Genomic DNA, 25,992 nt, shown 5'->3' with positions numbered 1-25,992 from the left:
CCCGGTGCCGGCGGCGCTCCTACACCGCGTCGGTCGCCCGCCAGGGCGTGCCATGTCACACGCCGTCCGTGACGTCCCACTGCCCGATCGTGAATCCCCAATGGGCACTGCGGTGACCGATCATCCACCATGAGTGCCATGATCGGTCCGGATCATGCTCCGTGAGGGTGAGACTACTTGTCGTACAACGCTTCGCGGCCTACAGTGACGGGTACACGTCCCGCCGCCCGAGGCGGGACCACGGGAAACACCCACGGAAACCGCAGCCCACCGCCGGATCGGCGGTGTTCGGCATGCCCTATCGGGGAGACACTCAATGACCACACGCAACAGACGATGGCGGGCGGTTCCCGCCACCGTCGCCCTCGTCACCGCTCTGACGGCTTTCGGCGCCGGGGCGGCGTCCGCCGACCCGGGCCCCTCGGTCGATCCGCAGTCACCGACGTCCAGTGACGGGTCGGTACTCGACCCGGCGTCGCTGAACGTCCCGGATGGACTGACGATGGTGCCCGGCACCGCCGGCTCCGGCGACCGCGACTACGCCGGTGCCGACTACTCCGCGGACCTGAAGGGGGAGGTCGAGGGCACCGTCGGCGTCGACTCGGTCATCGCGCCCGACGGCCGGTACCGCACCACACCCACCGACTGGCATCCGACGACCGCCACCGTCCAGCTCACCTACTGGAACGGCAGCAGCCACGTCCAGTTCTGCACCGGCTGGATGATCGGCGACGACACGCTCATGACCGCCGGCCACTGTGTCTACGACCAGGGCAGCGGCTGGATGACCGGGCAGGGCGTGCGCGCCTGGCCCGCCCGTGACGGCAGCAGCGCGCCCTACGGTTCCTGCACCGCCGCGAGTTTCCACTCCGTCAACGGGTGGACCCAGAACGGCGACTGGGAGTACGACTACGGCGCCATCAAGCTGAACTGCACCGTCGGCGCCTCGACCGGCACCTACGGCTTCTGGTGGCAGTCGGCGTCACTGGACGGCACCTCCACCTACGTGCGCGGCTACCCGTGTGACAAGGCGTACGGCGAACAGTGGGCGCACTACGACAACGTGGACCAGACCACCACCCGCAAGGTCTACTACCAGAACGACACCTACAACTGCCAGAGCGGCAGCCCGGTGTACTCGTACTCTCGTTCCGGTTGCGGGGCCTGCGCCCTGGGCATCCACGCCTACGGCACCGGGGGCGGCAGTTACAACAGCGGAACCCGCATCACCGAGGCCGTGTTCAACAACATGATCTACTGGCGCGACCTGTAAACCGAGCCCGGCTCACCACGCCGCCGCGGACCCGCCCGGGTTCCGCGGCGGCCTCCGCGTTCTCGAAGGGAGACCATGGTGTCACGACGGATCGTGTCGACGGCGGTGGTGTTGCTCCTCGCCGCCGTCGCCGGTTGCGGATCGGGTGAACCCGCCGGCCGCACCGACCCCGACGCCCCGGTAGACGACTCGTCGGCGGTGTCGCCGGTGGCGCCGGAGGGCACCGGCACGGTGACGGTGACGGTCGTCGACGCGGCCGGTGAACCCGTCGCGGGGGCGATGGTGGTGCCGGAGGTGGTGGAGTCGTCACGGCCGGGTTTCGCGTTCAGCGAGGAGGGCCGGTTCACCGACGCCGCCGGCGTGTACACGCTCGCGGCGGTGCCGCCGGGCGAGTACACGGTCTCGGTCGTGGTGGACGGCGAGGTGGTCGCCGGGCCGGAGGACGTCACCGTCACCGCCGACGCCACCGAGGCGCTGGCCCTCACCGCCTCCGGTTGACCGGCGTCAGGTGGTGAGGAAGCGGGTGACGGCGGCGTCGTAGGCGTCGGGGTCCTCGTTCCAGGAGGCGGTGTGCCCGGCGTGGGTCTCGACGACGGTGATGAGGTCGTCGGGCATCAGGGACGCGAACTCCATCGTCGCCGACACCTCCACCGTGGTGTCGGCCTGGTCGGCGAACAACAGGATCGGCGTGGTGATGTCGGCGGCCCAGGCGCGCTGGTCCAGTCCCTCCAGGTCGAGGTCGGCGCGCCACTCGACCAGCCACTTCGCGACCGTCACGATGGGTTGCGGCACCGAACGCTGCGCGCCCTGTTTGTCGAGTGTGGAGTTCCAGTCGAGGACGGGCGAGTCGAGGACGACACCGCGGACCACCTCGGGCTCGGCCATCCTGCGCAGCGCGGTCATGGTCACGGCACCGCCCATCGACCAGCCGTACAGCACGACGTCCTCGGCGCCGTGCGCGGTCGCGTAGTCGACCGCGGCGACCACGTCCCACCATTCGGAGTCACCGAGGTGGTGGAAGCCGTCCGGCGACGCGGGGGCACCCTCGTCGTTGCGGTGGGTGACGGCCAGGACGTGCATGCCGAGCCGGTGCAACGTCGGGATGATCCGCAACGCCTCGCGTGGGGCGGCGTTGCGGCCGTGGACCGCGATCACCCAGGTGTTCCCGGACGCCGGTACGTACCACGCGGGTGCGGGCCCCAGTTCGGTGTCGATGTCGACGGTCTGGAACTCCAGGTCGAACGCCTGCGCCGGATCCTCGCCGTATGCCCACACGTCGATGCGGGCCATGGTGCCCGCCGCGAGCGGACCGGAGGCCGGTTCGACGACCGCGCGCACCACTTCACCGTCCGCCGTGGAGAGCACATCGCCGAGTAGGGCGCGGCCGGTCTCCCAGTGCAGGCCCCACACGCCCGGCCGGGTGGTCTCCTCCGTCTCGGGAAGCGTGACGGTGCCGGCTTCGGCGGCGATCACCTTCAGCGGGAAGGAGTGTTCGCCGTGCGTGACGTTGATGACCTCACCCGAGAAGTACCAACCGATCCCCGTCGTGGCGACGAGCACCAGCGCCACGACGGCGACGGCCGCCACCAGCAACCGGCGACGCAGTCTCGACCCGCGGCGTGACGCGACGGCCGGGGCGGGCGCCTCGGAGGCGGGTTCCGTGGCGGACGGCGGCTCGGGAGCGGGCTCGGACTCCGAGGGGCCGGTGAGGTCGTGAGAGGTCATGGGGACTCCGCGGGGCTGGGATGTGGGGACACCGTATCGCCGGGCGGCGGCGGGCTCCAGCACGAACCGTCATCCATTCGGTGTCGGTGCGGCCACGGCGTTCCCGGCGCGTCCGGCGCGTCCGCCGAGTGCGGGACGGCGACGCGGCGGGCCGTGTTCACCGGTGGTGACGGCCCGGACCGTCACCACCGGTTGCGGGCCTCCTCGGCCCAACCGGTGAGACCGTCGAGGTCGACCCATTCGCCGTCGTCGGCGCGGGCGCGCCCGGTGAACCGGCCGAAGCACTGGTGGGTCTCGTTCGCGACGATCCCCAGCGAGGTCGCGGCGGCCCGCTCGTGGAACGGGTGGAACGTCACGTCCACTCGGTCGCCGCGGATCCGCCACGGCCGCAGCCAGTCCTCACGGTCGTACTCCCAGGCCAGGTCGGTGCCGATGTAGTGCAGGCGGCCGTCCAGGAACAGGCCGTTCTCGGTGACCCCGGTGCCGTCGGTCCACTTGCCACCGAGCTGGACGGCACGCCCGCCACCCGGTTCGGACCCGGCGGCCCAGTTCCACACCACCGAGTACGGCCACCTGCCGCGACCGTGGTCGAGCACCGCGAAGGAGCCGGACTCCTCGATCGCGAAGGCGCGGTCACCGACGACGAGCTCACCCGACACCGGGCGGCCGAGGTCCTTGACGGTCAACTGGAACCGGTGCGGGCTCCACGGCACCACGACCCCCAGCGACTCGTGCCCCTCCGGCGACGGGATCCACACGTCCAACCGGGCGTCCGCAGTGCGGGCGAACAACCGGGAGCCGTCCGGCTGCTGGTCGATCCGGACGTCCACACCGCCTCCGGAGGCCGCCGCGATCCCGGCACCGCTGTACGGGGGCATCGTGACACCCGCCGCGAGCGGGACCACCGCCTCCCGGTCGACCGGGACGGTGCCGGTCGACCGGTCCAGGACGTAGACGCCGAGCAGACCGGCGTAGTCCAGAGAGGACGCGACGACGCCGACGATGTGGTCCGGTGTCACGATCCCCCAGTACTCCCAGCGTTTGTTGCGGCCCCAGCCGCGCAGGTTCGCCCGGTACCTCGGCTGCCGGGTCCAGCCCACCGCGGCGGGGTTGAGCCGCCCGTCGGGCAGGCACAGGTCGACGGCGTGACGGATCTCCGGCGCTGACGGCATACCGGCAGCCTAGCCGGGGTCACCGGCGTCGGCGCCGGTCCCGGGTGACGCGACCGGCCCGAGACCCCACGGTCACCGTGGCGACGGCGCCAGGGTCTCCCGTGTCACCTCCCGGATCGAGGTGCAGCCCGCCAGGCCCATCGTGAGGTCGAACTCGGCGCGCAGGTGCCGCAGCACCGCCGTGACACCGGCCCGCCCCGCCAGGGTGAGCCCGTACACGTACGGCCTGCCCACACCCACGGCCGTGGCGCCCAACGCGATCGCCTTGAACACGTCCGCTCCGCCCCGCACCCCGCTGTCGAACAACACCGGCACCCGGTCCGCGACCGCCGACACCACCTCGGGGAGCGCGTCGAGGGAACCGGTCGCGCCGTCGATCTGACGGCCACCGTGGTTGGAGACCATGACGGCGTCCACCCCGTGGTCCACGGCCGCCCGCGCGTCGTCGGGATGCTGAATCCCCTTGAGCACGATGGGAAGCCGGGTGTGGTCACGCAGGAACGCCAGGTCGGCCCAGGTCAGGGTCGACCGGGAGAACACCTCCAGGAACACGTCCACGGCCGCGCGCGGCAGCGGTGACCGCAGGTTCGCCAGGAACTGCCCCGGGTAGCCGCGGCTCATCGCCGCGAGGGTGGCCAACGCGGCGGGTGTCGGGCGGGGCCGGGGACCGGTGGGCGGTGCCGCCGCACGTCTGCGGACCAGCTCGGTGAAGACCGGGTCGCTGGTGTACTGGGCGATGCCCTGCCCTCGCGCGAACGGCAGGAACGCGGCGTCGAGGTCGCGGGGGCGCCACCCCAGCATATGGGTGTCCAATGTGACCACTATCGCCTCGGCTCCGGCCGCCTCCGCCCTGCGGACCAGACTGGCCACCAGTTCGTCGCTGCTGCTCCAGTACAACTGGAACCAATGCGGCACACCGGTGGCCGCGACGCGCTCCATCGGCGTGGAGGCCTGATTGGACACGATCATCGTGACGCCGAGGTCCCGTGCGGCGGCCGCGACCGCCAGGTCGGCGCGGCGGTGCACCATCTCCAGGACCCCCACCGGTGACAACAGCAGGGGCGACGGCATGGTCCGGCCGAACAGCTCCACCGAGTGGTCCCGAACCGCGACGTCACGCAGCATCCGCGGCACGATGCGCCACCGGTCGAAGGCCGTCCGGTTGGCGCGGGCGGTGTGTTCCATTCCCGCCGAGCCCACCACGTAGGCGCGGGCCGTGGCCGTCATGCGCCGGGCCGCGCGGGCGGCGAGCAGACCGGGCGCGACCGGTACCACCGGCCTGCGGCCCAGCGCACCGGCCCGGTAGATCCCGGCCTGGACGGCACGGCCGAATCCGATGAGGTCGTCGGTTGCCATGTGGGCCGCCTCCGTTCGCGTGTGAGCCGAGTCTAGGACGGGACGGGCCGTCCCGGGGGTGGACCGGAGACGGCACCGGAGTCGCCCGGTGCCACCGATTCGGACAGTCGATGCCGGACGCGTGAACCGGTAACGTTCGACCATGGAGCAGGTGTTGTCCGACCAGCCGGACCGGCTGGTGGTACGGCGTGACGACACGGTACGGCGGCCGGTGCGTCCGTGGACGGCGAGCGTCCACGGGCTGCTCCGGCACCTGGACGCCGTCGGTTTCGGGGCGGCGCCGATTCCACTGGGGATGGCCGACGGCGTCGAGACGGTGTCCTACCTGCCCGGTGACTCAGGTGCCGCCGGTTGGCGCGCCCTGACCCGGGACGCGGGCGTCGTCGGGATGGCCCGGCTGCTGCGGCGGCTGCACGACGCCGCCACCGGTTACACGCCGCCGCCGGACGCGGTGTGGGTCAGCGGCCCGCACCGGCCCGGCGAGGTGATCCGGCACGGCGACTTCGGGCCGTGGAACCTGGTGTGGCGGGACGGGACGCCCATCGGCGTGATCGACTTCGAACTGGCCCGGCCGGGGAACCGGTTGTCGGACGTGGCGTACGCGTTGGAGTACGTGGCGCCGTTCCGTTCCGACACCGACTGCCTGCGCTGGATGCGGTACACCTCGCCGCCCGACCGGCGCCGCCGGATCGCGTTGTTCGCCGAGGCGTACGGGCTGCCGTCGACGGCGGGACTGGTCGACGCCGTGATCGAGGAGCAGTCCGCCACGATCGACCTGGTGGCGTCGCTGGGCAGGGCCGGTCACCGGCCGCAGGCGGACTGGTTGCGCGGCGGCTTCCTCGGGCAGTTGTCGGACCGGGTGAGATGGAGCCGACGTCACCGGTGGCTGTGTGAGTGAGCCGCGCCGGGGATGGCAGTCTCTCCGGCATGACCGTGACCATCGCGCTCGAACCGGTCGACTCCGCCGACGGGGTCGCGCTCGTCCGCGCCTGCTTCGCCGACATCATCGGCCGTGCCCTGGGGCGACCGGTGACGGCAACCGAACTCGACGCGGCGTTGGCCGCCGACCCGGCGGACGGGCTGTCCGCCCCGACGGGCTGGTTCGCGGTGGCGCGTTCGGCGGGCGAACCGGCCGGGTGCGTGGGCGTGAAGCGGGTGTCCGACGACACCGGGGAGCTGCAACGGTTCTTCGTCGCACCCGCCTTCCGGGGGGCGGGGACCGGTTCGGCGCTGTTGGCGTTCGCGGAGCAGACCGCACGGGAGCGGGGCCTCTCGGTGCTGCGGCTGGACACCCGCAGCGACCTGGTGGAGGCGGGACGGCGGTTCGCCGCCCGCGGGTTCACCCCGGTCACGCCGTTCAACACCGACCCGCACGTCGACCGGTGGCTGGCGAAACGCCTGACGTGACCGGCCACCGCCCGGTTCAGGTCCGGCATCCGATGTCCGCGACCGGTTGCGGACGGATGTCGGCGCGGTCGGCATGGGCGTCCGGACGTGTGGAGCGGCGGGTCAGGACGGCGACGAGTAGCCCCAGTACGGCGTAGGCCCCGCCGAGCAGACCGGTGGCGGGCCATCCCGCGGCGGTGTACACGAGAGTGGTGGTCACCGCTCCGAGCGCGGAGCCGAGCGAGTAGCAGGCCATGTATACGCCGATGACGCCGCTGCTTCTGCCGGGGTGGGCGACGGTGAGCAGGTGTTGGCTGCTGACGTGCACGGCCTGTACGGCGAAGTCGAGGACGACGATCCCGACGATGAGCGGCCACAGTGACGACTCGGCGTGACCGATGAGCAGCCACGAACCGGCCAGCAGTGCGAGCGACCAGGTGGTGATGGACGGCGCCCGGCCCTTGTCGGACCATCGACCGGCACGGGCCGCGCCCAACGCGCCGGTGAGTCCGGCGAGTCCGAACAGGCCGATCACCGTGGTGCCGAAGTGCCACGGCGCGGCGGCGAGCACGGGGGCGAGTCCGCTCCAGAGTGTCCCGAACGAGGCGAACAGGAAGAACGCGATGACTCCTCGGCTGCGGAGGAGTGGGTCGGTGACGAACAGCCGTCCCATCTCCGATACCGCCCGCCCGTACCGCGCCCGGGTCGCGCGGACGTCGGGGTCGAGACCGCGCCGGGCGGCGAACGCCAGCACCACACACGACCCGGCGATGACGAGATAGATCATCCGCCAGTCGGTCAGTTCGCCCAGCAGTCCCGCGATCACCCGCACGCCCAGGATGCCGATCACCACACCGGAGGTGACGATCCCGATGTTCCGGCCGCGTTCGCCGACCGGTGAGACGGCGGCGACGTAGGCGACCGTCGTCTGCACGACGGTGGCGAACAGGCCGGCGACGGCGAGCCCCGCGATCGCGACGGCTCCACTCGGGGCGACGGCGGCCGTCGCCGTGCCGACCGCGATGAGCAGTAGGTGCGTCGTGATGAGTCGGCGGCGGTCGTGCAGGTCACCGAGCGGGACCAGCAGGACCAGGCCGATGAGGTAGCCGAGCTGTCCGGCGGCCACCAGCCAGCCCAGGGCACCGTCCGTGAACCCCAGGTCCGCGCCCGCGACCTCCAGAACCGGCTGGCCGCCGTATACGGCCGACACCGCCACCGCACATGCCGACGCGAGCACGGTCAGCTGTCCGCGGGTCAATCCCGACGCCATGACGCCTCCAAGAGTTTCAAAATGCAACTCAATGAGGCTAGGGCATAATGGTTTCGGATTGCAACTCATTTCGGAGGAGCCAGTGGACGTCACACTCACCGCCGGAAGAAACTGGACCGACCCCGCCTGCCCGGTCGCGCGGACCGTCGACCTGGTCGGCGACCGGTGGAGCCTGCTGATCATCCGTGACGCGATGGACGGGGCGGCGACCTTCACCGAGTTCCTGGAACGGTTGCAGATCGCCCGGAACATCCTCACCGACCGGCTGCGCAGACTCGTCGATCACGGCATCCTCGATCGGAGCGCGACCGGCGGCAGACGACACACCTACCAGCTGACCGAAGCCGGCAAGGACCTCTTCACCACCGTGGTCGCGTTGCGGCAGTGGGGGGAACGCCACGCGTTCGCCCCACACGAGACACACTCCGTCCTGGTCGACCCACAGGGACGCCCGGTGCCGGTACTGCGCATACGCGGCGAGGACGGTTCACCGATCACGGCCGACACCTCACACGTTCGCCGGGCCACCTGAGCCGCGTCCGGCCCCCGGGCGGGCGGCGTCGTCCACCGGGTTATCCACAACCCGCCGGTTTTCCACAACCCCGCGTCCGCCGACTCGACGGCACCCGCCCGGCCGCCCTAGGCTCGACGCCATGGGGAGGAGGAGTGGCGGCCCCCGAGCCGTTGAGGGGTGTCGGTGATCCCCCCGGCCCCGTCCCCGGGGTGGCGCGGGTGCGAAACCGTCCGTTCGGCGCGCCGGGCGGCTTAGGCTGTGGCCGATGAACCGACGATTCTCCACCGTGATCGACGCGCCGCTGTCCGAGGTGTTCGGTTGGCATGAACGCCCCGGCGCGCTTCAGCGGCTCACCCCGCCGTGGCAGCAGTTGAAGGTGGTCCGCGAGGCCGGTTCGCTACGGGACGGCGTCGCGGTCATCGCGCTGCCCGGCGGCCTGAAGTGGGTGGCGCGGCACGGCGCCTACCGTCCGCCGCACCGCTTCGTGGACACACTGGACACCTCGTTGCCGGTGAAGTGGCGGCACAGCCACGAGTTCACGGAGGTGGACGGCGGCCGGACCCGGCTGACCGACAGGGTGGACACCAATCTTCCGGGGCGGCTGCTGCCCGCGATGTTCCGGTACCGGCACGGCCAGCTCGCCGACGACCTCGCCGCGCATCGGCGCGCCCGCGCGTGGACGCCGGAGTCGTCGGCGCCGCCGGTGGTCGCGGTGACCGGTTCGTCGGGCCTGATCGGTACGGCGTTGACCGCGTTCCTCACCACCGGTGGAATCGAGGTCGTCAGGCTGGTGCGGCACCCGACCGACAGGCCGGGCCACCGGCATTGGAACCCGGACAACCCGTCTCCGGACCTGCTGTCGGGCGTGGACGTGGTGGTGCACCTGGCGGGGGAACCACTCACCGGACGGTTCACCGAGACCCACCGGAAACGGGTGCGCGGCAGCCGGGTCGGGCCGACCGAGCGGTTGGCGAGGCTGGCCGCGGCCACCCCGAACGGCCCGCGCGCCCTCGTGTCGGCCTCCGCGATCGGCTACTACGGCCCGGACCGGGGCGACACCGAGTTGACGGAGTCGGCCGCGCCCGGTGGCGGTTTCCTCGCCGACGTGGTCGGCGACTGGGAGGCCGCGACGGCTCCCGCGTCGGCCGCCGGGCTACGGGTCGTCAACATCCGGACCGGCATCGTGCAGTCGCCCGCCGGTGGTTCGCTGCGGCTGCTGTTCCCGCTGTTCGCGGCGGGTCTGGGCGGCCGGATCGGTGACGGCCGGCAGTGGACCTCCTGGATCGGGATCGACGACCTGGTGGACGTCTACCACCGGGCCATCGTCGACGACGGCCTGTCGGGGCCGGTGAACGCGGTCGCGCCGGAACCGGTGCGCAACGACGAGTACACCCGGGTGCTGGGAGGGGTGCTCCGTCGTCCCACCCTGCTCCCGGTGCCGTCGTGGGGGCCGAAGCTGCTGCTGGGCGGACAGGGCGCCGAGGAGATCGCGGCGGCGTCGCAGCGCGTGGTGCCGGGCAGGTTGCGGGACCTCGGGCACCGGTACCGGCATCCCCGGCTGCGGGACTGCCTCACGCACCTGTTCGGCAAGGCGGGTTGACGCCGGGTCCGCGTCCCATCCGGCACTCCGGTCACCGGGGTCGACGAACCGGTACGGTGACGGTCGGTCACTGTTACGTTGACGCCATGTCACGAGCGATCTTCGTCAATCTTCCGGTCGCCGACCTGGACCGGTCCGTCACGTTCTTCACCGGCCTCGGTTTCGGGTTCGACGAGAACTTCACCGACGAGAACGCCACCTGCATGGTGGTGGGGGACGACGCGTACGTCATGCTGCTGGTGAAGTCGTTCTTCGAGACCTTCACCACGAAGCCGACTGCCGACGCCACGACTCACACCGAGGTGATCGTGGCGATCTCGGCGGACAGTGCCGCGGCGGTGGACACCATGGTGGACAAGGCCCTGTCCAGTGGCGGCAGTCCGTCGAAGGAGCCGGTGGACGGCGACGGCATGTACTCGCGGAGTTTCCAGGACCCGGACGGCCACGTGTGGGAGGTCGTGCACATGGCGGACCCGTCGGCGGCGTTATCCCCGCCCGGAACGGCCGAGGGCGCGACGGTGGTGTCGCCCGCCCCACCTTCGGCCCCTCCCCGATCGGCGGCGGAGGCCCGGGCTCTAGGCTGCCGGTGCGACATCGACGAGGGAGGCGCACATGGTGAAGATCACCGGTTTCGATCACCTGGTCCTGAACGTCTCCGATGTGGAGCGTGCCCTGGAGTTCTACACCGGCACGCTCGGATTGGAGCCGGTCCGGGTCGAGCAGTGGCGGGCGGGCGAGGTCCCGTTCCCGTCCGTGCGGGTGAACGGATCGACCATCATCGACCTGTTTTCGCGGGAACGCGGAGAGTCCAACGTGGACCACTTCTGCCTGGTGGTGGAACCGCTCGACTGGCAGGAGGTCATCGACTCCGGTGAACTCACCGTCGTCGACGGACCGGGCAGCCGCTTCGGTGCCCGTGGCACCGCCACCTCCGTCTACGTCGAGGACCCGGACGGCAACGTCATCGAACTGCGCTGGTACCCGCAGGACCGCGAGTCCTGACCGGAGGCCACTCTGCACGTTCCGACCATCGTTTCGTCGGGCCGTCCCGCCCGACGGTGCACGGTAACCGGCCGCCCGGCGGGTCGAGCGCGGTGTCGTCGCGGCCGCTGCGCCGAGGCGGCTCCGGAAACCGCCGGCCCGCCCAGTGCCGCACCACGACCTGCAGCGCCGCCGTCACCGGGAGGGCCGCGACCGCGCCGACCAGTCCGGCCGCCGCACCGCCGACGAGCGCGGCGGAGAACGCCGCCAACGGCGACAGCGCGGTCGCCTGCGCGAACACCCTGGGCGCCAGTAGGAAGTTCTCGAAACCCTGGTAGGCGAGGAAGAACGCCAGGGTGATGACCGCGAGTGGAACGCTCACGGTGAGGGCCATCCCGACGCCGAGCACCGCTCCCAGGGTCGCCCCGACCTGCGGTACGAGGTCCAGGGCCGCGACGCCGATGGCCAGGACCGCCGAGTACGGGATCCCGGCGATGAGGAAGAAGACGTACGCGGCGGTCCCGGCGCAGCCGCAGATGACGATCTGCCCGGTGACGTATCCGCCGACCTTCCGCAGGGCCCGCCGCAGCACGTCGGCGCGTTCGGGTTCACCGAGGACGATGGCGACGTTGTCGACGATGCGGGGCAACGCGAGCATGAAGTAGACGGTCAGGGCCGCGACGGTCAGGACGCTGAACAGTGCCCCGGCGATGCTGCCGAGGATGCCGACGATCGCGCCCGCCGAGGACAGCAGCACGTCGGGGAGTTTCGACATCGCGCTCTGCCACGCCTGTTGGACGTCCGCCTCCGACAGGTAACGGCCCAGCGTGCTGTCGGTGTCGCCGAGTTCGGCGGCGATCTCGTTCATCACCCGCGGTGCCGACGACACCAGTTGCCCGAACTGGGCGACGGCGGGGCGCACCCCGACGACGATCGCGCCGGCCACCACCGCCGTCCCGGTCACGCACACGAGGGCCACCGCGACGCCCCGGCGCACTCCGTGCCGCACCAGCCACGCCACGAGCGGTTCGAGTCCGGCGGCGAGCAGGAAACTGAGGAACAGCAACACCAGGACGGCCCTCGCCTGCACGATCAACTGGGCCACGGCGATCACCGCCAGCACCACGGCGGTGATGAGCGCGTAGCGCCACAGCGGCGGCGTGGTCCTCATTCGGCACCCCCTCGGTTTTCGCGGTACAGGGGATCACCTCGGCCGCACCCGTGGTGGGACGCCGGGCCGGTGCGCTGCCGGGCGTGTCCGCGCCGAGCGGGGCCGCCGTCGACGCGGCCGGGGCGGGTGTGCGCGGCGGCTACCGTTGCGGTCATGCGTTTCGCGATCCTGGGTCCGTTGGAGGTACGCACCGACGCCGGGGAGGCCGTGGTGATCCCCGAGGCGCGGGTACGCGCGCTGCTGTGCGTCCTGTTGGCCCACAACGGTCAGGTCGTCCCCGCCGACCGGTTGATGCACCACCTGTGGGGTGACCGGCCGCCGGCGCGGGGCAGGGCCGTACTGCGCAGCAAGGTCTCACTGTTGCGGCGCGCGCTGGAGGACGCCGAACCGGGCGGCCACGACCTGGTGACGTGGCGGTCGACGGGTTACCTGGTGGAGGCCGGTACCGACCGGCTCGACACCGCGCGTTTCGAGGACCTGGTGCGGCGCGCCGAGGGAGCCGACCCGGTGGCGCGGGACGGCCTGCTGAGCGAGGCGGTGTCGTCGTGGCGGGGCGAGCCGCTTCCGGAACTCGCCGACCGCGAGTTCGCGGTCCCGATCGTTGCGCGCCTGACCGAGCAGTACCTCTCGGCGGTGGAGGCGCGGGCCGAGGCGAGGCTCGAATCGGGCGAGCACCGCGGCCTCGTGGCCCAGTTGCGGGAACTCGCCGCCCGGTACCCGTGGCGCAACCGGCTCAACGGCGTCCTGATGTTGTCGCTCTACCAGTCGGGACGGCACGCCGAGGCGCTGCGGTTCTACGCGGCGGTCCGCCGCCGGTCGCGGGAGGAACTGGGTGTCGAACCGGACGCGGCGCTGAGCCGGCTGCACCTGGCGATGCTGCGGCGCGACCCGACGTTGGAGGCGCCCCGGCCCAGGCCGGTCGGGAACCTGCCCCCGGAGACGTCACCGCTGGTGGGCCGGGAGACCGAACTGGCGGACCTCGCCGCCCGCACGTCACGGCACCGACTGGTCACGGTGACGGGGCCGGGCGGGGTCGGGAAGACCTCCCTGGCGGTCGCGACGGCCCGGTCGCTGCGGCACGACTACTCAGGCGGTGTCTGGCTGGCCGACCTGACGCCGGTTCCGGCGGGGACGTCCCGAGTGGACCTGATCGCCGAGACCGTCGCGGCGGAACTCGGCCTGACCGGCGACACCGCCGCCGCGTCACCGGGTTCCTCCGCCTTCGAGGCGCTCGCCGCGTACCTGTTGACCCATCGCACGCTGCTGGTCCTGGACAACTGCGAGCACGTCGTGGCGGCCGCGGCAGCGTTGGCGGAGCGGCTGTCACGCGCGGCGCCGGATTCGAGGGTGCTGGCGACCGGTCGTGAACCCCTGGCGGTTCCCGCGGAGTCGGTCCTGTCGCTGGGGCCGCTGCCGGATTCCGACGCGGCACGGTTGTTCGCGACCCGCGCGGCGGCGGCCGGGTACCGGGTCACCGACGGCGACGCGGGTGAGGTGGCGGCGATCTGCCGGCGTCTCGACGGGATCCCGTTGGCCTTGGAGCTGGCGGCCGGCCGGGTGGCCGCGTGGGGGCCGTCGGGGCTGCGGGAACGACTGGAGCGGCACTGGGAACCGCCGGCGGTGGTGCGGCGGGGTGTCCCCGAGCGGCACCGCACCATCCGGTCCACCGTGGACTGGAGCCGGGAGCTGCTGACCGGACCGGAACGGCTGCTGCTGGAACGGGTCTCGGTGCACCGTGGCGGTTTCACGGCCGCGAGCGCGCAACGGGTCGCGGGTTTCGGGGAGGTACCCGTCGCTGAGGTGCCCGACATGCTGGCCCGGTTGGCGGACCGGTCGATGCTGCAGATCAGGACCGGCCGCGCGGGCGGCCCCCGGTTCCACATGCTGGCGACCGTCGCGGAGTACCACCGGGAACTGTTGGCCGATTCGGGGGCGGAGAAGACCGCCAGGCGGGCGCACCTGGAGTACTACGCGGCGCTCGCCGGGGCACTGGACGGGGAACTGCGCGGACCGGATGCGTTCCCGGCGGCGCGGACCCTCGACGGCGAGGCGGGCAACCTCGCCGAGGCCGCCCGGCACGCCCGCGACACCGGTGACGCGGTCGCCGCCCTGGGGTTGGCGGTCGACACCGCCTGGTACCGGGTGCTGCGCGGCAGACTCACCGAGGCCGCGGAGGAACTGGGCGCGGCCCTGGCCGTCGCCGGTGGCGCACCGGAGGGGGCACGCGCGACCGCGACCGCCTGGCACACCGGCGTCCTGACCCGTATGAACGCCGCCGACGAGGCCGCCCACCGCGCCGCCGTCGCCGGTTGCGACGCGATCGAGGACCCGGTGACGGCCGCGCGGGCCCGCTGGTTCCTCGACCACGTGCGGCTCGGGCTGCCCGGTGAGGCGGCCGGGGTCTGCGACGCCGACGCGTGGACGGCCGCCGCGTCACGGGCCACCCGGGCGTACCGGCTCGCCGCGAACGGCGACACGGTTTCGGCGCGGGAGGCGGCGGAGGCGTCGCTGGCCGGGTTCACCGACCTGGGCGACGAGTGGGGGCGGCTGTACGCCACCGGCTGCCTGGCGGAACTGGCGGAACGGCGGGGCGATCCGGCGGAGGCGCGGCGACTGTACGAGGCGAACCTGGCGGTCGCGACCCGGCTGGGGCTGCGGACCGAACTGACGCGGACGCTGTGCCGCCTGGCGGCGCTGCTGGCACGCGACGGACTGGCCGAGGCGGCGGTCCGGCACTACCGTCGGGCCGCGCGGCTCGCCGTCGAGCAGTGCGACGCGGGGGTGCAGCGGATCGCCGAGATCGGCTTGGCGACCGTGGCGACGGACCCGCCCGGGCCGCGCGCGGCCGGATGGGGCGTGGTGCGGGCGATGGAGGACCTGGCGGGTGGTGAGGCCGCCGGGGGCCGTGCCGAGGCGGCCGCCCGGCTGCTGGGCACCGTGGAACGGTTGCGGTCACGCGGCGGCATGCCCGTCGACACCCCGGAACTCGACCGGCTGCGGGGACCGTTGCGGCGGGCGTTGGGGCCCGAACGGTTCGACGCGGAGGTGGCGGCGGGTCACCGGATGGGCGTGGAGGAACACCTCGACCGGTTGACCGGCGCCACGGCGGGCGGACGGCGCGGTACGCCGGTGCCCGGACTGGCGGCATCCCACCCGGCATGCGACTGACCCGGCGCCCCGCCCGGGTGGGCGGGGCGAGCCGGGTCGGCGGCGTCACCAGGTGACGGGAAGCTCCTCGATCCCGTACACGATCGACAGTTCACGGAACTTCAGTTCCTCGAACGGCACGGCCGGCTTCAGGTTCGGGAACCGGCGCAGCAGCGCGGGGAACGCCATCCGCAGCTCCATGCGGCCCAGTTCGGCGCCGACGCAACGGTGCAGGCCGTACCCGAACGCGAAGTGCGGCGGCATGTCCCGGAACGGGTTGACCTGTTCCATCTCGGGGCCGAGCCTGGGGTCGCGGTTGGCGCCGCTGAGCGAACACAGCACGATCTCGCCCGCCTTGATCTGGTGGCCGTCGACCTCGACGTCCTCGATGGCGACGCGCGGGAACGCGGTCTGCACCACCGACAGGTAACGCAGCAGCTCCTCCACGACGGCGTCGACGTGCGCGTCGGAGTCACGGATCAGGGCGGCGTGTTCGGGGCTGGTCATCAGGTGGAGCGCGCCGAGGGCGATCATGCTCGCGGTGGTCTCGTGGCCGCCGATGAGGATGCCGTCGGCGAGGCCGGTCAACTCCTCGTCGGTGATGTTGTCGCCGTGTTCGCGCACCAGCATTCCCAGCAGGTTGTCGCCGGGGTTCTTGCGCTGCCCGGCGACCAGGCCGCTGAGGTAGTCGAGGGTCTCGTCCACGGCGGCCAGGCAGCCCTCGATGTCACCGAGGATGTCGAAACGAGACATCGACATGCGCTGGAACGCCGCCCGGTCGGGGTAGGGGACGCCGAGCAGTTCGCTGATCACCAGCGACGGGATCGGCACCGCGAACAGGTCGTTGAGGTCGGCGCCGCGCCCGGCCGCCTCCAGCGCGTCGAGGCGTTCGGTGACGATCGTCTCGATCTGCGGCACCAGTCGGCGCAGTCGCCGCATCGTGAACTCCGGCGTGAGCATCTTGCGCAGCCGGGTGTGGTCGGGCGGGTCGGTGAATCCGAGACCACCGGGGTTGAGCGCGCGGAGGTCCTGGAGGTCCTCCGAAGCCGTCAGCTTGGCGAAGTCGCTGGAGAACCGGGTGTGGTCGCCCAGGATGGCGCGGGAACCGGCGTAGCTGGCCACCAGCCACACCGGTGGCCCGATCGGGTACTGGAGCCGGCTGATCGGCTGTTCGGCGCGACGGCGCGCCAGCTCCGGCACCGGGTCCAGTCCGTCGCGCTGGAACTGCACCACGGTGAACGCTTCTTCGAGCATCGACTTTCCTCATCATGTCGCCGGGCATCGGGCACCGGCCGGGGGTCTACTCCGCCGACCCAGATTGGCAGAACCGGCCCGGGCGGCGCATTGGTCTTTAGTCAGTAACCGCGCGGCGCGGTTGTGCGGTTCCCCACCCTACTCGCCGGTCGGGTGACCACCGTGGCGCGCGGGGCCGTCACCGGGTGGCCGCCGTCACGGTCGCCCTCCTGGTCACGGCCCGATTCGAATGTAACGCCTCGCCGTGACCCGGCCACGGAACGGCCGTCACGGGCTTCCCATTCGCGGCCGGTTCGGTTATCGTCACAGCACCTCGACGGCGAGGCCCAGCCGTCACCGGAGTCCGCCGGGGAGCCGCCGATGAAGCCTCACGTTTTAGTCCACTGTGCATACGAGGACTACGCGGCGGCGTTGCGCGCGGACGCCCGGGAGGGTCTGACGGCCCCGGGGAAGCGCCTGTCGGTGCGGTGGAGCCTGGACGGGCGCGGACGCCGGCTGTTGGACCGGATCACCGGCGGCGGCGACTACCGGTTCGGCGCGGCAGAACGCGAACTGGTGGGGCGCCTGGCCGATCCGGTGATACGGGCGATGCGCCCCCACACACTGGTGCACGTCGGGCCGACCGGACTCCGCGCCGCCCGTCCACTGTGGCAGGCGGCACGACGGCACACTCCGATGCGGACGGTGAACTTCTGCGACACCCCTCACTCCCGGCTCGGCGAGACGTTGCGTCCACTGTCCAGCGAGTTCGCCCACACGGACTGGTACGGCCTGGTGTCGGCACTGCCCGCGGCGCTCCCGGCCCTGCCCGGTGATCCGCCCCGGCTGCTGTGGTGCCTGGGCGAGTGGTTCACGGCGTTGTCGGCGGCGGAACGGCGTGGGCAACTCACCGCGCTGCGCGCCCGATGCTCCCCCGGCGACCGCCTCCTGGTGACCACCACCACCGAGGCCGCGCAGGCCATGGCCGATCTGTCGGCGGAGACCGAACCGGCCGCCGAGTTCAACCGCAACGTCCTCTACGTGCTCAACCACGTACTCGACACCGAGTGCCTGGAGACGTCGTTCGACCACACCGTCAGCGACCGCGGCGGCCGCGCCGAACTGCGGCTGCGCGCCCGCACCGCCTTCCGGTTGCCGCTGACGGCACTGGGGTTCGGCATAGAACTGGCCGCCGGAGAGGAGATCGCCACCTTCGGCATGACCGACCTGCCGCACGACCGCATCGACGGCGAACTCACCGCCGCCGGCTTCCGGCCCCGCGATCGCTGGACCGACGACGGCCACGGCGTCACCGTGACCCTGGCCGAAGCCGCCTGACCCCCGCACCTCACCCCCGTCGCGCCCTCCCCTTTCTTCCGCTTGGTCCCCGCCCCGTTGCACTTGGTCCATCTCCCGTTCCGCTTGGTCCCCGCCAGGTCTGGAGTCTTCGCCCGATTCGTACCGGTATAGCGCTTTCCGTGCCGTTCTCACGCGGACCGAGCGCGCAACGGCGGGGACCAAGCGGAAGGGATGAGCCACCCGGCGGGGACCAAGCGGAAGGAGAAGTGCCCGGCCAGGCGGCCACCCGACCGCAGGCCGAGGCGGCGCGAAACGTAGGAACCTGGCCGCGCGAACTGTGACGGACCTCAAACCCGGACACCCGCCTGGCGCTTCCATAAGGATTGCCTTACCTTAGTCGAGTGCCAGCTGACAATCTCGCCCCCGAGCTGAGCGCCGCCGGCATCACCGCCGGCTACCGCTCCTTCGTCGCCGTACACGACGTGTCGGTGCGCCTGACCCGTGGCCGGGTCACCGCGCTCATAGGCCCCAACGGGAGCGGCAAGTCCACCCTGCTGCGCACCATGGCGAACCTCCACAAGGCCGCCTCCGGCGACACCACCCTCGCCGACGGCGCCTCCATCAAGGCGATCAGCCCACGCGACCTCGCGCGCCGCCTCACCCTGCTGTCACAGTCCCGCGTCGCCCCCGGCGGCGTCACCGTCCGGGAGGTCGTGGAGTACGGCCGCCACCCGCACCGGGGCCGCTGGGGCGGCGGTGACCCCGACGGCACCGCCGTCGTCGACCGCGCCCTGGGCATGACCGACGTCGCCTCCCTCGCCGACCGCGCCGTCGACACCCTCTCCGGCGGCCAGATGCAGCGCGTCTGGCTGGCCAGCTGTCTCGCCCAGGACACCACCATCCTCATGCTGGACGAACCCACCAACCACCTCGACCTGCGTTACCAGGTCGAACTCCTCGACATCGTCCGCGACCTGGCCGACCACCACGACATCGCCGTCGGCGTCGTCCTCCACGACCTCGACCAGGCGGCCGCCGTCGCCGACGAGATCGTGTTGCTGGTCGACGGCCGGATCGCCGCCGCCGGTGAACCCGCGGAGGTGCTGACCTCCGAACTCCTCACCGACGCCTACGGCATCCCCATCGACGTCCACCCGGACCCGCACACCGGCCTGCTGCGCACCGGTGCCCGCTCTCGGCACGCCCGCCGTGCCGTCACCCCCGCATAAAAGGAGAAACCCCACTGTGAAGCGTTTGACGGCACTGGCCGTCGCGGCGGTCGCGACCGTCGCGCTGGCCGCGTGCGGCACCACCGAGGAACCCGCCGACGAGAACTCCGCCACCGGAGGCGACCCGATCACCGTCACCGACGAGCGAGGTGTCGAGGTCACCCTCGACGGCCCCGCCGTCAAGGTCGGCGCCACCGAGTGGAACGTCGTCGAATACCTCGTCTCGCTGGGAATCCAGCCCACCGCCGTCAGCGACGTCAAGGGCTTCCAGACCTGGGACAACTCCGTCCAACTGGACGACTCGGTCACCGACATCGGCACCCGCGGTGAACCCAACCTCGACACGCTCGCCCCGCTGGGCCTGGACGTCATGTTCGTGACCGACTCCCTCGTCGAGGGCGCCGTCGAACAGATCGAGGACAGCGGCGTCCCCGTCATCGTGATGAACGGCGGCGACGCCACCGACCCGATCGGCCACATGTGGAAGAACGTGGACCTGGTCGCCGAGGTCACCGGCACCCAGGACGCCGCCGCCGACCTCAAGGACCAGTTCGACACCACGCTCGCCGAGGCGAAGGAGGCCGTGGCCGCGACCGACCTGGCCGGCACCCCCGTCGCGTTCGCCGACGGCTGGGACACCGGTGAGGCCGTCACCGTCCGGCCGTTCACGTCCGGTTCCCAACTGGGCGCCATCCTGGCCGAACTGGGCCTGCCCAGCGCGTGGGAGGACGTCGAGGGCGTCGAGGGCGACGCCGTGTACGGCCTGGGCCAGACCGACGTCGAAGGCCTCACGAAACTCCCCGAGGACGCGGTGTTCTGGTACATCGGCGGCGCCGACGAATCCGACGTGTACGCCGACACCCTCGCCGACAACGCCATCTGGCAGAGCCTCCAGTTCGTCAAGGACGGCGAGGTGGAACGCCTCCCCGACGGCACCTGGATGTTCGGCGGCCCCGCGGCCATGACCCAGTTCATCGACGCCGTCGTCGCCATCGCCGAAGGCTCCTGACCCGACACCGACGACACCGGCCGGGAACCCGCGGGCTGCCCCGGGTCCCCGGCCGGACCGTCGCCAGAAAGAGCAACCGGTGACCCTCACCCGCACCCCACCCGACGCCCCCGGCACCACCGCCGAACCGGCCGCACCCGCCCCGGTGCGGATCGCCGCGCTCACCGGTGTCGTCGTCGTGCTCCTCGCCGTGATCGCGCTCCTGGCGTGCCTGCACATCACGCAGGGCACCGCCGACGTCGGCTTCGCCGACATCTGGGCGTGGCTGACCGGCACCGCCGACGACCGGGCCGCCGCCGTCGTCATCGACTCCCGCCTGCCCCGGCTGGCCGCCGCCGCGGTCGTCGGCATCGCGCTCGGTGTCGCCGGCACCGTCATGCAGTCGATCTCGCGCAACCCGCTGGCGTCGCCCGACACGCTCGCCGTCAACGCCGGCGCCCACCTGGCACTGGTGTGCGGGGCCGCGCTGGGCGTCCAGGGACCGTTCCTCGGTGACCTCGGGCTGGCCTTCACCGGAGGTCTCGCCGCCGCCGCCCTGGTCCTGGCACTGGCCGGCACCGAGTACGGGACCGTGCGACTGGTCCTGGGCGGATCCGCGGTCGCCCTCGCCGTCACCGCGCTCACCCGGGGACTGATGATCCTGTTCCCGTTCGAGTCGCGCGGCGCCCACGCGTGGGCCGCCGGAACCCTCGGCGTCAACGGTTTCGACGGGATCGTGACACTGGCACCGATCGTGGTGATCGGTTTCGCGCTGCTGATGCTGATGAGCCGCCGCCTCGACCTGCTGATGCTCGGCGACGACGAGGCGCGTTCGCTGGGCGTACCGGTCCGGCAGACCCAACTGTGGGTGCTGCTGATGTCGGTGCTGCTGTCGACCGCCGCCGTCGCGCTCACCGGACCGATCGGGTTCATCGGACTCGCCGCGCCCGCCCTCACCCGGCTCGTCGCGCCCAGGATCCCCGGCCTCCACCGGCACCGGGCGCTGCTGCCGGTCACCGGCCTGGCCGCGATCGCTCTCCTCCTGGCCGCCGACATCGTGCTGCGCGCGATCCTGGGCGCCCAGACCGCCACCCAGGTCCCGACCGGCATCATGACGTCGATCCTGGGCGCGGTGTTCCTCATCGCGCTCGCGTTCCGGCTGCGCGCCGACCGGGCCGGAACCAGCCACGGTGAACTCGACGTGCGGGGCATCGGCGTCCGCCACCCCGGCATCGTCACGGCGGTCCTCGCCGTCGTCCTCGTCGCCACCGTCGTCGGCTCACTGCTCATCGGCGACATGGGACTGCTCACCGGAGACCTCTGGAACTGGCTGACCGGGCAGGCCGGCCAGATCGTCAGCGCCGTCATGGACACCCGCGCGCCACGTGTCCTGGCCGCCCTGCTGGCCGGTGTCGCCCTCGCGGTCGCCGGCACCGCCATCCAGGGCGTCACCCGCAACCCGCTCGCCGAACCCGCCATCATCGGCATCTCCGGCGGCGCCTCGGTCACCGCGGTCATCGTCGTGACACTGATCCCGCACGCCGGTTTCTGGGCGCTGGCCGCCGCCGCGGGCGCGGGCGCCCTGGCAGCGGCACTGGTGGTGTTCGGGCTCGCGGCGCGCAGCGGGTTCGCCACCGACCGGTTGGTGCTCATCGGTGTCGGCGTGTCGTACGGGACCGCCGCGTTCGTGACGCTGCTGATCGTCGCCACCGACCCGTTCAACGCCGCCAAGGCGCTCACCTGGCTGTCCGGGTCCACCTACGGCCGCACCTTCGAACACCTCATCCCGCTGTCCATCGGCTGCGCGGTGCTGGTGCCGCTGGTGATGTTCGCGCATCGCCGGCTCGACCTGCTGTCCATCGACGAGGACACGCCCCGGCTGCTGGGCGTACGGGTGGCGTCGGCACGGTTGGCGCTGCTGACGTGCGCGGTGCTGTTGACGGCGGTCGCGGTCGCCGGCATCGGCGTGATCGGGTTCGTCGGGCTCGTCGCCCCACACGCGGCCCGGATGCTCGTCGGGCGGCGACACGCCCGGGTCATCCCGGTCGCGGCGCTGCTGGGCGGCATCCTCGTCGTGGTGTCGGACGTGGTGGGCCGCACCGTCATCGCGCCCGACCAGTTGCCCGCCGGGCTCATGACCGCGATCATCGGCGCGCCCTACTTCTTCTGGCTGCTGTACCGCAGCCGCAAACGGACCTGACCGGAGCCGGTCCCCTGTGGAACGGGAGGGGCCGGGCGACGGACGTCGCCCGGCCCACACACCCCCGCGTCAGACCCGCCTACCCATGAACGCCGCCATCCGGTCCGCCGCCGAGGCGCCCCGGGGCACCTCGGCGACCTCCGCGACCGTGTCGCCCGACCGGGGCGGATTCCCCAGCAACGCGTAGACCGCCCGCCAACTGGCCTCCACCTCGGCGGCCAGCTCCGGCAGGAAGTCCGTGTCGGCTCCCAACGCCCGCGTCAGATCCCACGCGTGCACCGTCAACTCGTTGACGACGTGCTGCACCACCACCGCACCGGGCTGCTCCCCGATCGGGGTCGGTATGACCTCGGTCAGGAAGTCCGGCTTCACGAACTCCGCCCGCGCCGCACTCGCCCACGTCGTGAACGCCGACGCCGGATCCGAGTAGTCCAACTGCCGCTCCGGCGGGTTCTCGTCGCCCGCCGCGACGGCGTGATACCGCTCGTTGACGAACGCCAGATGCCCGACCAGGTACCGGACGTCCCACTCCTCACAGGGTGTCGGATCGTCCCACTGATCGTCGCCGATCCGCCCGATCGTCGCGGTCACATAGGAGACCACCGAGTCGAACGCGGGCAACGGGTCGTCGAACCGGACGACGCCGGCAGATTCGTTCATCCCGCCATGATGCCACCGGCTACCGGCCCGCCGGGGTCGTCGGTGTGATCTCACCGACCCGTAGCACCGCGTCGAACCACTCCGAGAACGGTCCCCCGGAGACGAAGTGCCCGTCGTCCTCCTCCGAGTGGTAGATCCCCGCGATGATCCGCACCTTGTGGTCCCGTCGCAGCCACGCCGCGACCGGCTCCGGCGCCGCCGCGCGCAGATCCAGCAGATACGGAGTCGGCCCGGCGTTCAGCACCGCGTCCACGAAGTCCACCGGCGGCGGCGGAACCGTGTCCTGGTGGATGCGCCCGTGCGAGAACCCCAGTTGGATCGACACGTACTCGTCACCGAACCGTTCCCGCAACCGGGAACCGACTCCCCGCAACGACCTCCCCATCGACGTCAACCGGATGTGCGCGGCGTTCGCGGTGTGCGCCATGCCCTCCCAGTAGAGGACACCACCGGCCGACTCCGCCACCAACGCGGCCACCGCCTCGGCGGCCCGCACCCCCGCCGCGTCGAAGTCGTAGCCACCGGCGACGCTCCCGGCGTGGAACTCCAGGATCAGTTCCGCCAGCTCCACCGCCTCCCGGTCCCCGGTCGCCTCCGCCAGGTCGAGGGCGTCCCGCGCGTGGTCGGCGAACGGCCGGCCCGGGTGGATCCCCTGCGCGGTCTGCACGTGCTCGTTGACGTCGTGGGCGGTCCGGATCGGGTCCAGGTGGGTGCGCAGCCGCGCGACCGAGTCCGGGGCGACCGCCTCGAACCGGGCGACCAACCGGTCGTAGTGGGCGACCCGGGCCGCGGGCGGGGTCAGGCCGTGCACCGACACCGGGTCGTCGGGGTGGGCGGCGTTGTACGCGCGCAACCACTCGAAGATCTCCGTGGTCTCGACGGTCCGCCACGGGTTCCACATGTCCGCGATCGACCGGGCCAGGTCACCCTCACCGGTACGCACGTACCGGTCGATCTCCTCGATCACCGACACGTCGTCCTGCAGCGCCAGGACCCGGAAACCCTTCACCGTCACCAGGTACCGCAGCACCCGGGCACCCGCCGCCATCACCTCGTGACCGGCGCGGGTCGTCTCCCCCAGGCCCACCAGCCGTGCCGTGCCGACGATCCCGCCCAGCGCCGACAGGTCCGCGAAATCGTCGGCGCCGCCGGTGAGCCGGACCGGCCGGGCGGTCCGCCCGATCCACTCCACGACCTGCGCCTCCACCGTCTCGTACTCTCGTGTGTCAGTCATACTCCGACGGTATGGACCGGGCGGCGGGCACCGCATCTGTCAAACGACCGGTCGTCACCACACGTGCACTGTGGACACCAGGCGGCGCCCGGTACGGTCGGACCCCCGGCCGCCAACCGGCCGTTGCGACACCGGAATACACTCACCTGGTCCCCCGCCCATCGCGATCGGGCACCCTACCTCCCCCATGCCAGGACCGCCCATGCTGACCTACCACCTCGTCGGCAACCTACCCGTCGCCAAACAGCTCGACCGGTTCGCATACCAGGGCCAGACCCGGTCGCAGTTCGACCGGATGGCCTCCTACATCGACCCGGCGTCGGTCGCCGCCGTCGCCCAGGCGTTCCGCACCGACGCCGCCGCCATCGCACGGCGATTCACCCAGACCGGCCGTGACCTGCTGGACGGCAGCCGGAACCGGGTGCAGTGGTCCTACGGCGCCGCCCTGCTCGCGCTCGCGGCCGCCGGCCCCGACCCGGCGGCGGCCCGCACCGCCGACGCGGCCCTCTCACACCTGGCGACCATGGACATGCCCGCCGCCTACCGGGAGACACTGCACCACGCGCTACGCCACTTCCCGGAACTGCCCGCCGCCGCCACGACCACCCGGGCACTCGCCGACCTGCTCGCCGCCGAACCCGTCGACCAGGTACTCGCCTGGGCACACGACATCGGCCTGTCGGTCCCCTTCCAGCGCTGGGAGGGAACCGTCGACGTGCCCGGCACACACACCCCGCCGGGCCCGGGCGGCCGACCACAACCGGTCCACGTACTGCTCGACGTCCGCTGGGCACCCGGCGGCAGCGCGGTGTTCCCGTGGCAGGTCAGGATCGGGCCGGGACCACGCCAGACCGTCCGGATCCTCGCGGCGGCGGGTGCGGCACGCTACCGGGTACCGGTGTCGGGCGGCACGTTGACCGGCGACCTGGTCGACGTCCCCACCGGGCCCGCCGACCTGCCCGAGTTGCTGCGGCGACTGGAGGCGGCCCACCCGGGACTCCACTTCGACCGGGCGGCGGTCCGCACCCGCGTCACCCGCGGCATCCCCCGCAAACCCATCACCACCTGGCTCACCACCTGACGAGGAGGCGAGCGCGGGGCAACCCCGCGTGCGCGGGGAACACTTCGCCGGTGGCCTGTGGCTGATCCGCCGCAAGGGACCATCCCCGCGTGCGCGGGGAGCACTGCCTGGCGGTGCCCTGTTCGGTGTGGTTGCCCGGACCATCCCCGCGTGCGCGGGGAGCACTTCGACTCCCGAAACGGGAGTGCGTTTCGGGGCGGACCATCCCCGCGTGCGCGGGGAGCACGTGCTCAACGCGCTGCACGGGGCGACGTTGCAGGGACCATCCCCGCGTGCGCGGGGAGCACCGGCATAGGCAGTGCAGCCCCAGCCGTTCCCGGGACCATCCCCGCGTGCGCGGGGAGCACTGAAAGTCTGGGGTTGGGGTAGACAGGTCAGGAGGACCATCCCCGCGTGCGCGGGGAGCACTACGCCGCCCACCAGGCCCGCAAGCGGGAGGTGGGACCATCCCCGCGTGCGCGGGGAGCACCGGG

21 protein-coding genes, 1 pseudogene and 1 CRISPR repeat array are annotated in these 25,992 nt (G+C 72.1%); of the genes and pseudogenes, 14 read left to right on the top strand and 8 right to left on the bottom strand.

Annotated features, from left to right (window positions below):
- The first annotated feature begins 316 nt into the window (after positions 1-316).
- Both LX16_RS21625 and LX16_RS21620 read left to right on the top strand, forming a co-directional pair.
- A complete protein-coding gene (locus LX16_RS21625) occupies positions 317-1,273 on the top strand; it encodes a trypsin-like serine peptidase (RefSeq protein WP_147142394.1) in 957 nt (318 codons plus the stop codon).
- Positions 1,274-1,351: 78 nt separating this feature from the next.
- On the top strand, positions 1,352-1,771 hold the full coding sequence (locus LX16_RS21620; RefSeq protein WP_158645684.1) for a carboxypeptidase-like regulatory domain-containing protein: 420 nt from the start codon (positions 1,352-1,354) through the stop codon (positions 1,769-1,771).
- 6 nt (positions 1,772-1,777) lie between these two features.
- Here LX16_RS21620 and LX16_RS21615 read toward each other — a convergent pair whose 3' ends face one another.
- The 3 genes from LX16_RS21615 to LX16_RS21605 all read right to left on the bottom strand — a co-directional run bounded on the left by LX16_RS21615 (position 1,778) and on the right by LX16_RS21605 (position 5,526).
- Positions 1,778-2,998, bottom strand: coding sequence for an alpha/beta hydrolase family protein (locus tag LX16_RS21615; protein ID WP_147142389.1), 1,221 nt, complete (start codon positions 2,996-2,998; stop codon positions 1,778-1,780).
- A 182-nt stretch (positions 2,999-3,180) separates the two neighbouring features.
- Positions 3,181-4,170, bottom strand: coding sequence for a DUF2804 domain-containing protein (locus tag LX16_RS21610; RefSeq protein ID WP_147142386.1), 990 nt, complete (start codon positions 4,168-4,170; stop codon positions 3,181-3,183).
- Between the two features lie 72 nt (positions 4,171-4,242).
- A complete protein-coding gene (locus tag LX16_RS21605; RefSeq protein WP_147142383.1) occupies positions 4,243-5,526 on the bottom strand; it encodes an alpha-hydroxy-acid oxidizing protein in 1,284 nt (427 codons plus the stop codon).
- Positions 5,527-5,668: 142 nt separating this feature from the next.
- Here LX16_RS21605 and LX16_RS21600 point away from each other — a divergent pair, with 142 nt between their 5' ends.
- Positions 5,669-6,424, top strand: coding sequence for an aminoglycoside phosphotransferase family protein (locus LX16_RS21600; protein WP_147142380.1), 756 nt, complete (start codon positions 5,669-5,671; stop codon positions 6,422-6,424).
- Between the two features lie 29 nt (positions 6,425-6,453).
- Entirely contained in the window at positions 6,454-6,933 is a 480-nt protein-coding gene (locus tag LX16_RS21595) for a GNAT family N-acetyltransferase (RefSeq protein ID WP_147142377.1), read from the top strand.
- A gap of 16 nt (positions 6,934-6,949) precedes the next feature.
- Here LX16_RS21595 and LX16_RS21590 read toward each other — a convergent pair whose 3' ends face one another.
- Positions 6,950-8,182 (bottom strand): MFS transporter, encoded by a 1,233-nt coding sequence (locus LX16_RS21590; protein WP_147142374.1) that lies wholly within the window; start codon positions 8,180-8,182, stop codon positions 6,950-6,952.
- Between the two features lie 82 nt (positions 8,183-8,264).
- Between LX16_RS21590 and LX16_RS21585 the strand changes: the two genes are divergently transcribed.
- The 4 genes and pseudogenes from LX16_RS21585 (at position 8,265) to LX16_RS21570 (ending at position 11,298) form a co-directional block, all read left to right on the top strand.
- Complete coding sequence (locus LX16_RS21585) at positions 8,265-8,714, top strand: winged helix-turn-helix transcriptional regulator (protein ID WP_147142982.1); 450 nt, start codon at positions 8,265-8,267, stop codon at positions 8,712-8,714.
- Positions 8,715-8,961: 247 nt separating this feature from the next.
- Positions 8,962-10,296, top strand: coding sequence for a TIGR01777 family oxidoreductase (locus LX16_RS21580; RefSeq protein WP_147142371.1), 1,335 nt, complete (start codon positions 8,962-8,964; stop codon positions 10,294-10,296).
- A gap of 86 nt (positions 10,297-10,382) precedes the next feature.
- Positions 10,383-10,796 (top strand): annotated as a pseudogene (locus tag LX16_RS28305) (VOC family protein); the annotation flags it as partial.
- Between the two features lie 112 nt (positions 10,797-10,908).
- Positions 10,909-11,298: a VOC family protein gene (locus tag LX16_RS21570; RefSeq protein ID WP_244615936.1), complete on the top strand. Its 390-nt coding sequence runs from the start codon at positions 10,909-10,911 to the stop codon at positions 11,296-11,298.
- Here LX16_RS21570 and LX16_RS21565 read toward each other — a convergent pair.
- Entirely contained in the window at positions 11,258-12,448 is a 1,191-nt protein-coding gene (locus tag LX16_RS21565; RefSeq protein ID WP_147142368.1) for an AI-2E family transporter, read from the bottom strand. The genes LX16_RS21570 and LX16_RS21565 overlap by 41 nt on opposite strands.
- Before the next feature lie 153 nt (positions 12,449-12,601).
- On the opposite strand from LX16_RS21565, the gene LX16_RS21560 reads away from it, so the two are divergent.
- Complete coding sequence (locus tag LX16_RS21560) at positions 12,602-15,616, top strand: ATP-binding protein (protein ID WP_147142365.1); 3,015 nt, start codon at positions 12,602-12,604, stop codon at positions 15,614-15,616.
- 45 nt (positions 15,617-15,661) lie between these two features.
- Here the strand turns inward: LX16_RS21560 and LX16_RS21555 are convergent, their stop codons facing one another.
- The gene (locus tag LX16_RS21555; RefSeq protein ID WP_147142361.1) at positions 15,662-16,849 is read right to left on the bottom strand and encodes a cytochrome P450; all 1,188 of its coding nucleotides are present in this window, start codon (positions 16,847-16,849) and stop codon (positions 15,662-15,664) included.
- 360 nt (positions 16,850-17,209) lie between these two features.
- Between LX16_RS21555 and LX16_RS21550 the strand changes: the two genes are divergently transcribed.
- The 4 genes from LX16_RS21550 to LX16_RS21535 all read left to right on the top strand — a co-directional run bounded on the left by LX16_RS21550 (position 17,210) and on the right by LX16_RS21535 (position 22,544).
- Complete coding sequence (locus LX16_RS21550; RefSeq protein WP_147142357.1) at positions 17,210-18,166, top strand: L-histidine N(alpha)-methyltransferase; 957 nt, start codon at positions 17,210-17,212, stop codon at positions 18,164-18,166.
- Positions 18,167-18,528: 362 nt separating this feature from the next.
- On the top strand, positions 18,529-19,356 hold the full coding sequence (locus LX16_RS21545; protein WP_280176825.1) for an ABC transporter ATP-binding protein: 828 nt from the start codon (positions 18,529-18,531) through the stop codon (positions 19,354-19,356).
- 16 nt (positions 19,357-19,372) lie between these two features.
- Positions 19,373-20,365 carry an ABC transporter substrate-binding protein gene (locus LX16_RS21540; protein ID WP_147142351.1) on the top strand — a complete coding sequence of 331 codons (993 nt, stop codon included), beginning with the start codon at positions 19,373-19,375 and terminating at the stop codon, positions 20,363-20,365.
- Between the two features lie 79 nt (positions 20,366-20,444).
- Positions 20,445-22,544: an iron ABC transporter permease gene (locus LX16_RS21535; protein ID WP_147142348.1), complete on the top strand. Its 2,100-nt coding sequence runs from the start codon at positions 20,445-20,447 to the stop codon at positions 22,542-22,544.
- Between the two features lie 69 nt (positions 22,545-22,613).
- Here the strand turns inward: LX16_RS21535 and LX16_RS21530 are convergent, their stop codons facing one another.
- Together LX16_RS21530 and LX16_RS21525 are read right to left on the bottom strand one after the other, a co-directional pair.
- Positions 22,614-23,204 carry a TIGR03086 family metal-binding protein gene (locus LX16_RS21530; RefSeq protein WP_147142345.1) on the bottom strand — a complete coding sequence of 197 codons (591 nt, stop codon included), beginning with the start codon at positions 23,202-23,204 and terminating at the stop codon, positions 22,614-22,616.
- Positions 23,205-23,223: 19 nt separating this feature from the next.
- On the bottom strand, positions 23,224-24,438 hold the full coding sequence (locus LX16_RS21525; protein ID WP_158645683.1) for an erythromycin esterase family protein: 1,215 nt from the start codon (positions 24,436-24,438) through the stop codon (positions 23,224-23,226).
- 202 nt (positions 24,439-24,640) lie between these two features.
- On the opposite strand from LX16_RS21525, the gene LX16_RS21520 reads away from it, so the two are divergent.
- Positions 24,641-25,519 carry a hypothetical protein gene (locus LX16_RS21520; RefSeq protein ID WP_147142339.1) on the top strand — a complete coding sequence of 293 codons (879 nt, stop codon included), beginning with the start codon at positions 24,641-24,643 and terminating at the stop codon, positions 25,517-25,519.
- 15 nt (positions 25,520-25,534) lie between these two features.
- Positions 25,535-25,988: a CRISPR direct-repeat array (repeat unit 28 nt; unit sequence GGACCATCCCCGCGTGCGCGGGGAGCAC).
- Between the last annotated feature and the right edge of the window lie 4 nt (positions 25,989-25,992).

It is taken from the genome of Stackebrandtia albiflava (assembly GCF_007994225.1).
In the GTDB taxonomy this organism is placed as follows: Bacteria; Actinomycetota; Actinomycetes; order Mycobacteriales; family Micromonosporaceae; genus Stackebrandtia; species Stackebrandtia albiflava.
The sequence above is the reverse complement of the archived record's forward strand: the minus strand, read 5'-3'. Positions and strand labels throughout refer to the sequence as shown.